At 27.1% G+C, this 12417-nt stretch carries 10 protein-coding genes and 1 other RNA gene; 10 read left to right on the top strand and 1 reads right to left on the bottom strand.

Features of this window, described 5'->3' with window-relative positions:
- Positions 1-80: 80 nt before the first annotated feature.
- The 3 genes from J2S18_RS11985 (at position 81) to ssrA (ending at position 3302) form a co-directional block, all read left to right on the top strand.
- Entirely contained in the window at positions 81-629 is a 549-nt protein-coding gene (locus J2S18_RS11985) for a tryptophan transporter (protein ID WP_307487178.1), read from the top strand.
- A 260-nt stretch (positions 630-889) separates the two neighbouring features.
- Positions 890-2608 carry an N-acetylmuramoyl-L-alanine amidase gene (locus J2S18_RS11980; protein WP_307487177.1) on the top strand — a complete coding sequence of 573 codons (1719 nt, stop codon included), beginning with the start codon at positions 890-892 and terminating at the stop codon, positions 2606-2608.
- A gap of 333 nt (positions 2609-2941) precedes the next feature.
- Positions 2942-3302, top strand: a transfer-messenger RNA (tmRNA) gene (gene ssrA, locus J2S18_RS11975).
- 30 nt (positions 3303-3332) lie between these two features.
- Here ssrA and J2S18_RS11970 read toward each other — a convergent pair.
- Positions 3333-3683 (bottom strand): hypothetical protein, encoded by a 351-nt coding sequence (locus J2S18_RS11970; protein ID WP_307487175.1) that lies wholly within the window; start codon positions 3681-3683, stop codon positions 3333-3335.
- Positions 3684-4097: 414 nt separating this feature from the next.
- Between J2S18_RS11970 and J2S18_RS11965 the strand changes: the two genes are divergently transcribed.
- From J2S18_RS11965 to J2S18_RS11935, 7 genes are all read left to right on the top strand, one after another.
- Positions 4098-5453, top strand: a complete 1356-nt coding sequence (locus J2S18_RS11965; RefSeq protein ID WP_307487174.1) for an ABC transporter substrate-binding protein — start codon at positions 4098-4100, stop codon at positions 5451-5453.
- 66 nt (positions 5454-5519) lie between these two features.
- Positions 5520-6362 carry a carbohydrate ABC transporter permease gene (locus J2S18_RS11960; RefSeq protein ID WP_307487173.1) on the top strand — a complete coding sequence of 281 codons (843 nt, stop codon included), beginning with the start codon at positions 5520-5522 and terminating at the stop codon, positions 6360-6362.
- Positions 6362-7192: a carbohydrate ABC transporter permease gene (locus J2S18_RS11955; protein ID WP_307487171.1), complete on the top strand. Its 831-nt coding sequence runs from the start codon at positions 6362-6364 to the stop codon at positions 7190-7192. The genes J2S18_RS11960 and J2S18_RS11955 overlap by 1 nt, the downstream gene beginning before the upstream one ends.
- Positions 7193-7482: 290 nt before the next feature.
- Complete coding sequence (locus J2S18_RS11950; RefSeq protein WP_307487170.1) at positions 7483-8769, top strand: L-cysteine desulfidase family protein; 1287 nt, start codon at positions 7483-7485, stop codon at positions 8767-8769.
- A gap of 21 nt (positions 8770-8790) precedes the next feature.
- On the top strand, positions 8791-9582 hold the full coding sequence (locus J2S18_RS11945; RefSeq protein WP_307487169.1) for an EFR1 family ferrodoxin: 792 nt from the start codon (positions 8791-8793) through the stop codon (positions 9580-9582).
- Positions 9583-9759: 177 nt separating this feature from the next.
- Positions 9760-10704 (top strand): DNA-binding transcriptional repressor DeoR, encoded by a 945-nt coding sequence (gene deoR / locus J2S18_RS11940; protein WP_307487167.1) that lies wholly within the window; start codon positions 9760-9762, stop codon positions 10702-10704.
- 377 nt (positions 10705-11081) lie between these two features.
- Complete coding sequence (locus J2S18_RS11935) at positions 11082-12263, top strand: NupC/NupG family nucleoside CNT transporter (RefSeq protein WP_307487166.1); 1182 nt, start codon at positions 11082-11084, stop codon at positions 12261-12263.
- Positions 12264-12417 lie beyond the last annotated feature (154 nt).

The raw sequence follows: 12417 nt of genomic DNA, 5'->3' as shown, positions 1-12417 counted from the left end.
AGGTGATCAAAGTGTTATGAAATGATGAAAGTTTAGGAGAGTGGCAAAAAAATAATAATTATTTTAAAGGAGAAGATATTATGAAAAAAAATGAAAAAACTAAAAAAATGATAATTAATGCCTTATTACTTGGAATTGGAGCAATACTTCATCAAATTACCCCAGCACTTGGATTACCTATGCAGCCAGATTTTGCTCTTGTAATGTTATTTATAATTATGATTTTAAATAGGGGAGATTATAAGACATCTTTAATTGCAGGAATAATAACTGGAATATTTACAGGTATGACAACAAAGTTTCCAGGGGGGCAACTTCCTAATATGATAGATAAAATTATTACTGTAAATTTAGTATTTTTAATTTTGATTTTTATTAATAAACTTAAAGTTTTAAAAAGTATGGCTGAAAATAAAAGAAGGATGGTGGAAAGTATAATAGTGTTTCCAGTAGGAACATTAATTAGTGGGGTAACATTTTTGTTATCTGCAAGTATTTTAGTTGGACTTCCAGCAGGATTTACTTCATTATTTGTAGTAGTAGTTATTCCAGCAGTAGCTATAAATTTAGTTGCAGGTTCAATGCTCTTTAAAATAATAAGTTCTTCTATGAGAAGAGTAACTGCATAAATTAAAGGCTGATATTTTATTAAAATCTTTTTATAAGGTTAATAGAGTATCAGTTTTAATAAATTCTATTATTATTTGTTTATATTTTAGGTAACTTTTCATTTTAGGTAGAGTAATTAAGAGTTAAAAAATTTTGATATGTATACAAATATTACAAATTAATTGTAAAATATTGAATAAAAATAAAGATTAAATTATAATAAAATTGTTACTAAAATATGAACAATGTAAATAAATATATATTTAAAGGTGGGATTTAATTGAAGAGGGAAAAGTTAAAGAGAATAATTAAAACAACTTTATTTATGTTAGCTATATCATTAATACCTATTGGAGGTAAAATAACAGACGCAGATTCAAAGGTAGGTTTAGAAAATCAATTTTTATCAGTAATAAATGGGTATGATAGAGAAAAGGTTATAGTTGAAAATGGTGTATCTTTAAAATTTGGAGAAACATTAGATTTATCAAAATATAGAGACTTTAAAATGTCAAATAAATATACAGTAGATATTAAGGATGGTATAGTTATTCCTAAAAAAGAAGGAACAGTTTATTTAAGTAAAAAGAATGGGGACAAGCTTCATGTAATAGAAGTTTATGTTTCAAATAGTAAAGAAAAATATTATTTAAAAAATAATAAAGTAGATAGAAATTATTACAAAGTATTTATAGATCCAGGACATGGTGGACATGATGATGGAAGTTCAGCTTTTGGACTTAAGGAAGATGAATTAAATCTTAAAATAGGACTAAAAATACAAAAAAGACTAGAAGATAAAGGGATAGAAGTTAAAATGAGCAGAAGTTCAGATGAGTATATATCTTTAATTGATAGATCTAAAATGGCAAATGAATATGGGGCAGATCTTTTAGTATCTAATCATATAAATTCCTTTACTTCAGGGTCAGCACATGGAATAGAAACTTATTATCATAAAAATAAATCAAAGCATAAACCATTAAGTGATAATATTCAAAATAATTCAATAAAAGAAACTGGTGCATATAATAGGGGAGTTAAAAATGCAAATTTTGCAGTTCTTAGAGAAAGTGAAATGCCATCTTCTTTATTTGAAGGTGGGTTTATATCAAATAAAACTGAGTCAGCAAAATTAAAGGATGATAAGTATCAAGATAAACTTGCAAAGGCAGTTGCAGATGGAATAGAAAAATATTTAAAAGATAATATAAAGTTAAATGAAGATACTAATGTTCCAGAGGATAGTCCTGATAATGATTCAAATAACAAACCAGAAGAAAAGCCAGATAATAAACCCAATAATAAACCAGAAGAAAAGCCACAGGAAAAACCAGAAAATGTAACAAAGTCAGGAACAGTAACAGCAAGTAGTTTAAATGTAAGAAGTGGACCATCAACAAAAAATTCAATAAAGGGAAGCTTAAAAAGGGGAAGTAAAGTAGAAATCCTATCAAGCACAAAGGGCTGGCATAAAATTAAATATAAAAATAGTTATGGATATGTATCAGCAGATTATGTGAAAATAAATAATTCTAATAATAATTCTGGAAATAGTTCAAATAATAAGCCACAAGAAAAACCAGAAACTATAATAAAGTCAGGAACAGTAATAGCAAGTAGCTTAAATGTAAGAAGCAGTGCTTCAACAAAAGGATCAATAAAGGGAAGTTTAAAAAGAGGTAGTAAAGTAGAAATAGTATCAACATCAAAGGGTTGGCATAAGATTAAATATAAAGGTGGATATGCTTATGTGTCAGCAGATTATGTGAAAACAAATAATAGTTCAAGTTCAAATAAACCATCTTCAAATAATAAAATAGGAAAAGTAACAGCAAGCAGTTTAAATATAAGAAAAGGTCCTTCAACAAAAAATTCTATTATAGGAAGTTTAAAAAGAGGAAGTAAGGTAGAAATAGTATCAACATCAAAAGGCTGGCATAAAATTAAATATAAAAATGGCTATGGATATGTATCAGCAGATTATATAAGATTTTAAATTTTTATAATGAGACTGTTGTAATAGATAATAATTAGTATTAAAACTTGCAACAGTCTTTATTTAAAATAAAAGATTATATTTTAGGAAGTGTTGATTTTCGATAGGCCTTTATATTTAATTAATATTTAGAGAGATTCTATTATTTCAAAATAATTAGCAGAAAAAAGTTAATTTTAAAAGTTTTTATAAGTTATAAAAAACTTGCCATAATGTGAAATAGTTTTATAAATTCGTTAAGTTGACAGTGAAGTTTATGTGCTATATAATTAAAACACGAAATAAAATTAAATATTGTTTATTTGCGTTTTACAAAACTAAATTTACTAACATGGGGGCGTTTTGGCTTCGACGGGGGTAAGTGAGGTTTGGTAAGCGGGCCGAGGGAAGCATGGTGCCTCGATAATAAAGTATGCATTAAAGATAAACGCAGAAGATAATAATTTTGCATTAGCAGCTTAATATAAGCTACTCATCAGCCCTAGGTTGCCCACGGCTTAGGATCCTGGTGTCATAATTAGTGGGGAACCGAGCCTAGCAAAGCTTTGAGCTAGGAACGGAACTTATGAAGCTAGCAAGCAAGGCGCCTGTCTGTAGGCACTCTTGTAAGCGAAATTTAATATGCAGACTACGCTCGTAGAAAGCTAGACGGATCTACTTTCGGACACGGGTTCGACACCCGTCGCCTCCACCATAGAAAAATAAGCTCACAATTATGTGGGCTTTATTTTATTTTTCTAAATTTTCTGTAAAATTCATATTTTTCTTTTAAAAGATTATCAGAATATCTACTATTTCTAGGAGTTAAATTTTTATAATCTTCAATTATCATCTTAGCTCTTTTACTTTTTGATTTTATAACTAAATATGGATAAATATCTTCAAGTAAGCTAATAGCATTATTATAATTAACAACAAATGTATAGCAATTTTTATGTTTTTCTATATTATAATTAGTCTTTTTTATTATTTTACCAAATCCAATAGTTTCTTTTATATATTCAAGTAATTCAATAGTGGTAGAAGTAATAGATACAACTGGAGATGAGTGATTATTTTTATGTATTTTAGTCATTTTTAGAAATTTCGATTAATTGTGTACATCCTTTAGTAAAATTTTTACTAGGAAGGATATTTTTTATTCATAAGGGAGTTGAAATTATTTCATAACAGTAATTTCATGATAATAATAAAAAGAGCAAAAATAAATACATATGAGAAAAGTTAAGTATGATAATAGAATTAAAATTAGAAAAATGGAAAGATAAAATAAATTTCTAATTTTACAGAATTCCACTTTAAATAATAATATTTAATCAAAAACAAAAATATAATATATAAATGATAAGTTTTATGAGAATAATGATATAAAAAAATATTAGCTATAAACTTTCTTGAAAATTAAAAACGTTTTCATAAAATACTAGAATAAAAACGTAACAAAAAATTACGTTTCTATTATAAATTTAAAAATATGTGGGGGAAGGGTATGAAATTAAGAAAAATATTATCATTGACACTTGCAACAGCGATTATTGCAGGTACATTTGTAGGGTGTGGAAGTGGAAACAATTCTTCAAAGGATTCAGAATCAGCTAAAGAAATTTATTTCTTAAACTTTAAGCCAGAAATTGCAGAAGTTTATGATAAAGTTGTTGCTGAATATGAAAAAGAAACTGGGGTAAAGGTTAAAGTTCAAACTGCAGCAAGTGGTACTTATGAACAAACATTAAAAGCAGAAATGGCAAAAAAGGAAGCACCAACAATTTTTCAAATTAATGGACCAGTAGGATATCAATCATGGAAGGATTACTGTGCAGATTTAAAAGATACTGACCTTTATAAAAATTTAATGGATAAATCTATGGCAATAACTAATGAAGATGGTGTTTATGGAATTCCATATGCTGTTGAAGGATATGGAATAATTTATAACAACGCTATAATGAACAAATATTTTAAATTAGGAGATAGCAAGATAAAGTCAATTGAAGAAATTAATAGTTTTGAAAAACTTAAAAAGGTTACTGAAGATATGCAATCTAAAAAAGATAAATTAGGAATTAAAGGAGTTTTTGCATCAACATCAATGTCTGCAGGTAATGGATGGAGATGGGATACTCATTTAGCAAATATACCTTTATACTATGAATTTAAAGATACTACAGCTGAAGGCAAGGCAGTTTTAGAAACTGGGCTAGAGGCTAAAGCAATAAATTTTAAATATGAAAATAATTTTAAAAATATTTTTGATTTATATACTACAAATTCTTCAACAAAAAAAGGATTATTATCAGGAAAAACTGTTGATGATTCTATGGCAGAATTTGCTTTAGGAGAATGTGCTATGGTTCAAAATGGTAACTGGGCATGGGGTCAAATTAAAGAAGTTAAAGGTAATGTAGTAAAATCTAAAGATATTAAATTCTTGCCAATATACACAGGTATGAAGGATGAAAAAAATCAAGGTATTTGTGTAGGTACAGAAAATTATTTTGCTATAAATAGTAAAGCATCAGAAGAACAACAAAAAGCTTCTGTTGATTTCTTAAATTGGTTATTTACAAGTGACACAGGAAAGAATTTTGTTACTAATGATTTAGGATTTATAGCTCCATTTGAGGCATTTAAAGAGGAAAAACCATCAGATCCATTATCAGAAGAGGTTTTAAAATGGATGGCTAACAAAGATGTTCAAAATATACCTTGGATATTCCAAGCATTTCCAAGTCAAGCCTTTAAAGATAAATTCTCAGCAGATTTACTTCAATATGTTCAAGGAAGTATGAAATGGGATGATATTGTTAAATCAGTAAAAGAAACTTGGGAATCAGAAAAAAAATAATAAATTAACTTAAAAAGGCGATATTTATGTTCGCCTTTTTTAAGTAAATTATATAGGAGTGAGTTTATGCAAAAGAATATAAAAAAATATTTTTGGTTCTTTGTTTTGCCAACATTAATAGCATTTTCTATAGCATTTTTAATTCCCTTTATAATGGGTATTTATTTATCATTTACTAAATTTACAACTGTAGCAAATGCACAATTTGTTGGTTTTGAAAATTATATAAAGGCTTTTTCAAATGATGGTTTTGTGAATTCACTTTTCTTTACTACAAAATTTACAATTGTTTCAGTAGTAACAATTAATGTAATTGCTTTTACATTTGCTTATATGTTAACAAGAAAATTAAAGGGAACTAATATTTTTAGAACAGTATTTTTTATGCCCAATTTAATAGGTGGTATAGTGTTAGGATATATATGGCAACTTATTCTTAATGGGATCTTAAATCAATTTGGAGTAACTTTAACATATAAACCTGAATATGGATTTTGGGGTTTAGTAATACTTTTAAATTGGCAGCAAATAGGATATATGATGATTATATATATAGCTGGAATACAAAACATACCAAGTGAACTTATAGAAGCAGCGCAAATAGATGGAGCATCAAAAATGAGTATTTTAAAAAATATAACAATACCATTAGTTATGCCAGCTGTAACTATATGTTTATTCCTAACAGTTTCAAATGCATTTAAATTATTCGACCAAAATTTAGCCTTAACTGATGGAGCTCCTGGAGGTCAAACTGCAATGGTAGCTTTAGATATTTATAAGACTTTCTATGGAAGAGTAGGCTCTGAAGGTATTGGACAGGCTAAAGCAGTAATATTCTTTGTAATAGTTGCAGTAATAATGTTATTTCAACTTAAGATTACAAGGAAGAAGGAGGTTGAAAATTAATGAGGACAAAGGTAGAAAAAACAATTTTATATGTAATATTAACAGCCTTATCAATATTATTTCTATCACCAACATTAATAGTTATAATGAATTCCTTTAAAGGAAAATTATATATAAGCAATGAACCATTTCAATTACCTAATGAACAAACTTTTTCTGGAATTACAAATTTTATTAGTGGAATAGAGAAAACTGGTTTCTTGTCAGCTCTTAAATGGTCATTGTTTATTACTATAGGAGCAACAATAGTAATAGTATTTTTCACATCAATGACTGCCTGGTATATAACTAGAGTTAAAACTAGATTTACAAAATTTCTGTACTATCTAATAGTTTTTTCAATGGTTGTCCCATTCCAAATGGTTATGTTTACTATGACAAAGGTTGCTAATACTTTAAGTTTAGATAATCCTGTTGGATTAATAATATTGTATTTAGGCTTTGGCGCAGGATTATCAACCTTTATGTATGTTGGCTTTATTAAATCAATACCACTAGAAATAGAAGAAGCCGCAATGATAGATGGATGTAACCCAATACAAAATTTCTTTTTAATTGTTATGCCAATGCTAAAACCAATTACTACAACTATCGCAATTTTAAATGTTATGTGGGTATGGAATGATTACTTATTACCTTATTTAATAGTTGGTACAGATTATGCAACTATACCAATAGCTGTACAATATTTAAGAGGTGGATATGGATCTATAGATATGGGAGCAATGATGGCTTTATTAGTAATAGCAATAATACCAATAGTAATTTTTTATTCAGTATGTCAAAAATATATAATTGAAGGTATAGCGGATGGTGCTGTAAAAAGTTAATGAAAAAGTATAGTGAAGATTTGAGTCTATAGAAATATAGGCTCTTTTATTAATAGTTCCTTTGGAGATAAATTGTATATAAGATTACTTATTAGGGGATAAATGGTAAAATAGAAAGTGAAAAGTATATTAAATAAAAACTTTTTAAATTAAGTAAGTCTAAAGGTCTATCTAAAATCAACATCCAACTAAAAGTCAGTTATTAATAATTATGATATATTTACACAGATTCTTTGAAATACCTTTCAAACAGTCTGTTTATTTAAATATTTATTAGGAGGTAAGTAACATTGAATAAACTTACATTACTTATAAAAGAAGATATGAAGCCTGCTTTAGGAGTTACTGAACCAGGAGCAATTGCTTTTGCAGTAGCTAAGGCACGTTCATATACTAAAGGAGAAATAGAAAGTGTTAATGTATCAATGAATTCTGGAATGTATAAGAATGCTTTTACTTGTGGTATTCCTAATTCTAAAGAAGTTGGAAATTTATTTTCAGCTGCTCTTGGGGTTGTTGCAGGGAATAGTAATAAAGGACTTGAGGCTCTTTTAGATGTAACTTTTGAGGATAATGTAAAGGCAAAAAAACTTATTGATGATGGCAAAGTTACTGTAGAATTAAGTGGTATAACATCAGATATATTTATTGAAGCTACTGTTAAAACAATTAGTGATACAGCTATTGTAACTATTCGTCATAATCATACGAACATTACAAGTATTGTTGTAAATGGTAAAGTTAACTTTCAAAAAGAAAGTAATATAAAAGATAATGAAAATTTAGAAAAAGAAGAAAGTCATATAATTCATAAGTATAAATTAAAAGATTTATATAAATATATTACAACTGTTGATATAAGAGAAATAGAATTTATTCGTGAAGCATATTGCATGAATATGGAGCTGTTTAATGAAGGTTTATCAAGTTCTAGAACTAAATTTGCAAAATATTTATTAAAAATGAATAAGGGCAAAATTATTTCTAAAGATGAAGTTAAAACTGCTCAGTTACTTTGTAACGCTTCAATTGAGGCTAGAGTAATTGGATTAGATAAGGCTGCAATGAGTATTACAGGATCAGGAGCTCATGGTATTATTGCAACAATGCCATTATATGCTGTGTATAAAATAAATAATTTATCTGAAGAGAAGCTTTTAAGAGCAACTGCTTTAAGTTATTTAATAACAATGTATATAAAAGAATATTCAGGACGTTTATCAGCATTTTGTGGTTGTGCTATAGCTGCTGGCACAGGAATGGCTTGTGCTTTAGTTTATTTGAAAGATGGTACATTAGAAGATATGAATAAAACTATTAATAATATGGCATCTAGTATAATAGGAATGATTTGTGATGGAGGAAATCAAGGGTGTACAATGAAAGGTATAGTAGCTGTGGATGCAGCCTTTAGGTCTGTTGAATTTGCTATGAATGATACATATATTTATAATGAACATGGTATAAATGGCAATACACCTGAGATTACAATGAAAAATATGGGGCTTATAGCATCACCAGGTATGATTGACACAGAAAAAGTAATTGTAGAATTATTTGAATCAAAGTTAAAATAATTATGATGGGAGGAAGAAAAAATGATTTTTTATTTTACAGGTACAGGGAATTCAGGAGATATAGCTAGAAGAATTGTTAAAGAAAATAATGATAAAATAGTTTCTATTTCTGAGTTTATTAAAGAAGGAAATGAGCTAAATTTTAATTTGAAAGATGATGAAATAATAGGTTTTGTATATCCAGTTTATGCTTGGGCACCACCTAAAATAGTTAGAGAGTTTATAAGAAAAGCTAAATTTAATAATTATAAAAATAACTATATATTTTCAGTAGCAACTTGTGGGAATAATGTAGGGAATACTATGAAAATAATTGAAGATGAACTTAATAATAAGGGAATGAAATTAAATAGTGGATTTTCTATAGTTATGCCTAATAATTACATAATCTTAGGGGATGTGGATTCAAAAGAAGTACAATCAGAAAAGTTAGAAAAAGCTAAAATTAGTTTAGAAGAAATAAATTCAGTAATAAAGAAAAAGGAAAATGGTGTGTTTAAATTAAAAAAAGGATTTATGCCTTCTCTTTTAACAAAAGTAGTAAATCCTTTATTTCAAAAAAATGCTATAAATATATCTAAGTTTTATTCAACAGATGAATGTATATCTTGTGGAATATGTTCAGAAGTTTGTAATTTAAATACTATAAAAATAGTAGATGGAAGACCAAAATGGAGTGGAGAATGTTGTCAGTGTTTAGCATGTATTAATTATTGTCCTAAAAATGCTATACAATATGGAAATAAAACAATTAAAAAAGGCAGGTATACAAATCCAAATTTTAAACCTAATAATATTTCGGGGATTATGTAGAATATTGAAATGAATATTTGTTTTTAGTATAATTGAATAAAAATTAATAATTAAAATTAATGTGAGGTTTATGAAAAATTAATACATAAACTTATAAATAAATCTAAAAAATGAAAACGATTATTTAGTTGTATTATAAATTTATGTATTGTATATATGGGGGAATAGTAAGAGAAAATGAGAATTTTAGATAATGAAAAACAAGAATTAAGTGTTGAAGTTGCAAGACTTTATTATCAATTAGATTATAGTCAGCAGGAAATTGCATCTCGTCTTGGAATATCAAGACCAACTATATCAAGACTTCTTAAATATGCAAAGGAAAAGGGTTTTATTAAAATTAATGTAATTGATCCATTTACTGATTTAGAAAAGATAGCTAATGGACTAAAAGAAAAGTATGGATTAAAAGAGGTTTGTATTGCTCTTTCACCAAAGGAAGATTATGAATCTATAATAGAATATATTACTAAAGAAGGGGCAAAATACTTAGAAGAAAATATAAAAGATGGAGATATTATTGGAGTAAGTGGAGGAAAAACAATATATAAAATTTCAGAAAAACTTACATCTAAGAATTTAAAAGATATAAAAGTAGTTCAGTTGCAAGGGTCAATTACTGATTTAGAGGTAAATAAATATGATCCTGAAATTGCTTCTATTTTTGCTAAAGCCTTTAATGGAATTCCTAAATATTTACCATTACCAGTGATTTTTGATAATTCTAACATAAAAGAAGTAGTAGAAAAAGACAGTCATATTAGAAGTATATTAAAAATAGGAATGAAATCTAATATAGCTATTTTTACAGTTGGTAGTGTTAATGATGAATCATTATTTTTTAATTTAGGTTATTTAAGTGAAGGGGAGAAAGTGATTTTAAAGGAAAATAGTGCAGGTAATATTTGTTCACGTTTTTTTAATGAGAATGGTGAAATTTGTGATAAAGAAGTTGATAATCGTACTATTGCTATATCATTAGAGGCTCTTAAAGAAAAAGAAAAATCTATTTTAGTTGCTGGTGGAGAACATAAAGTAAGGGCAATAAAAGGAGCACTAAAAGGAAAAATTGCAAATATTTTAATTACTGATCAGTACACGGCAAAAAGGCTTTTAGAATAAAATATAAAGAAAATTTATTTTAATTATAATAGTTTTTTGATAACATAAAAAATTTTTTGGAAATCTACATATAGGCACTCTTTTGTAATTGTTTATGATAAACAGTTATAAAAGAGTGCCTTTTATTTAAAACACATATGAACAAAATTTCAAACAGTTCTTTACAAATGTTCAATAGAAACTTATAATAAGTATGTTTGTACTTATGACGAAAAATATCGAAATGGCTTAGAATATTTTTAAAATTTAAAGTGTAATTATAATTTTAAGTCAAATAACATAAAGAAAATAATTTACTAAAAATAAAATGTATTTATTGCATCTTATATAGAACATAATAATATTAAAAATATTGTATTTAAGAAGGAGCATAAGAAATGAAGTATATTATTGGAATCATAGGACTAATTGTTGTTTTAGCACTTGCATGGGTTGGAAGTAGTGATAAGAAAAATGTAAAATATAAACCTGTTATTATAATGCTTATTTTACAATTTATATTTGGTTTTGTTTTACTAAATACACAATTAGGAAATTATTTAATAGGTGGTATAGCAAATGGTTTTGAATCATTGCTTAAATGTGCTGGAGAAGGAGTAAATTTTGTATTTGGTGGATTAGTTAATAATAATCAATTTTCATTTTTTATTAGTGTTCTTTTACCAATAATATTTATTTCAGCGTTAATTGGTATTTTACAGTATTTAAAAATACTTCCTGTTGTAGTAAAAGCTATAGGAGTAGTTTTAAGTAAAATCAATGGAATGGGTAAATTAGAATCTTATAATGCAGTAGCATCAGCAATACTTGGTCAATCTGAAGTATTTATTTCAGTAAAAAAACAGCTTGGATTATTACCTAAACATAGATTATATACTCTTTGTGCATCAGCTATGTCAACAGTATCTATGTCTATAGTTGGTTCTTATATGGTTCTTTTAGAGCCTAGATATGTTGTAACTGCACTTGTTTTAAATTTATTTGGTGGATTTATTATAGCATCAATTATAAATCCTTATGAGGTAGCAGAAGAGGAAGATATTTTAGTAGTTAATGAAGAAAAGAAGCAAACATTTTTTGAAGTTCTTGGTGAATATATTTTAGATGGATTTAAAGTAGCTGTTATAGTAGCTGCCATGTTAGTTGGTTTTGTAGCAATAATTGCTATGATTAATATGATATTTAAAGCAGTCTTTGGTATAAGCTTCCAAGAAATACTTGGATATGTATTCTCTCCATTTGCATTTTTAATGGGTGTACCTTTAAATGAATCAATACAAGCTGCAAGTGTAATGGCAACTAAGTTAGTATCTAATGAGTTTGTTGCAATGAATTTATTAGTAGGTGGAAGCATACATTTATCAGCAAGATCAATTGGTATTGTTTCTGTATTCTTAATTTCTTTTGCAAACTTCTCATCAATTGGAATTATATCAGGAGCAGTGAAGGGTCTTCATGCAGAACAAGGAAATGTAGTTGCACGTTTTGGATTAAAATTATTATATGGTGCAACATTAGTAAGTATATTAACAGCAACAATTGTTGGATTAATTATATAAAATTAGAATAATACATAATATCAAAAAAACAGCAGTAATATTTTAAAATATTACTGCTGTTTTTTTGTATTTAGAATACCACCTGCTATGCGGGTGGTTCTAAAAAGCTTTCAGCGGTGAGTAGAAAATAAAAAACCTCCATTGTAAAATTATA

This window comes from Eubacterium multiforme (assembly GCF_030813415.1).
Classification (GTDB): Bacteria; Bacillota; Clostridia; order Clostridiales; family Clostridiaceae; genus Clostridium; species Clostridium multiforme.
This window is presented reverse-complemented; position numbering and strand designations above follow the sequence as displayed.

Coding starts and splice junctions, on each gene's coding strand:
- J2S18_RS11945 (WP_307487169.1), top strand. CDS start 8,791: ATGATTTTTTATTTTACAGGTACAGGGAATTCAGGAGATATAGCTAGA.
- J2S18_RS11955 (WP_307487171.1), top strand. CDS start 6,362: ATGAGGACAAAGGTAGAAAAAACAATTTTATATGTAATATTAACAGCC.
- J2S18_RS11960 (WP_307487173.1), top strand. CDS start 5,520: ATGCAAAAGAATATAAAAAAATATTTTTGGTTCTTTGTTTTGCCAACA.
- J2S18_RS11965 (WP_307487174.1), top strand. CDS start 4,098: ATGAAATTAAGAAAAATATTATCATTGACACTTGCAACAGCGATTATT.
- J2S18_RS11970 (WP_307487175.1), bottom strand. CDS start 3,683: ATGACTAAAATACATAAAAATAATCACTCATCTCCAGTTGTATCTATT.
- deoR (WP_307487167.1), top strand. CDS start 9,760: ATGAGAATTTTAGATAATGAAAAACAAGAATTAAGTGTTGAAGTTGCA.
- J2S18_RS11985 (WP_307487178.1), top strand. CDS start 81: ATGAAAAAAAATGAAAAAACTAAAAAAATGATAATTAATGCCTTATTA.
- J2S18_RS11935 (WP_307487166.1), top strand. CDS start 11,082: ATGAAGTATATTATTGGAATCATAGGACTAATTGTTGTTTTAGCACTT.